Origin of the sequence: Kitasatospora nipponensis (assembly GCF_039528135.1) — a bacterium.
Taxonomy (GTDB): Bacteria; Actinomycetota; Actinomycetes; order Streptomycetales; family Streptomycetaceae; genus Kitasatospora; species Kitasatospora nipponensis.
Window position 1 is genome coordinate 1 of record NZ_BAAALF010000943.1, and the last position, 583, is coordinate 583.

At 69.6% G+C, this 583-nt stretch carries 1 protein-coding gene; it reads right to left on the bottom strand.

What is annotated here, in order from left to right; translation table 11 throughout:
• Positions 1–103: 103 nt before the first annotated feature.
• The coding region (locus ABD323_RS44200) for a hypothetical protein (protein ID WP_344447637.1) at positions 104–583 on the bottom strand (480 nt) is incomplete at its 5' end.

Here is a 583-nt window from a genome sequence, read left to right on the forward strand (position 1 = left end):
GCGAGCCGGACGGCCTCGTGTCGGACCACGTTCTCCACCCCGCCGAGGTGCGGCGGGTAGTAGTGACTGACGAGCAGCACCCGGAACGGCCTGGTCGGTGTGCTCATCGGTAGATCTCCGCCCCTTCGCTGCTGTAGATCTGGTTCTTCGTCGAGTCCAGCAGGCCGACCGGGTAGCGGTAGGTGATCAGGTCGCCCTGGTAGGCGAAGGTCACCTGGCCGCTCCGCACCGTGGCCGTACCGAGGATGACATAGGTGTGCGCGCCGACGACCGTCGGGAACAGGTCGCCGACGGCCGGCCCCTCGATCAGGGTCTGCAGCCGCCGATAGGTGTAGCCCTCGGCCTGCACCAGCGGCTGCGGCTTCTGGCTCGCGGTGCTCTGCTCCAGCCAGTAGGCCGCCAGCCGCTCCTCGGTGCTCGGGTAGTAGATGTCGTACGACCGGCCCGCGTTGTTGAGCTGCAGCTGCGCCGGGTAGCCGCCGAGAGTCTGCGGCACCACGCCGGTGAGGTCGAGGAACAGTCCCGCGACGAGCACGCAGACCACCGGCACCGCACGGCGGCCGGCCCAGCGGGCCAGCCAGAG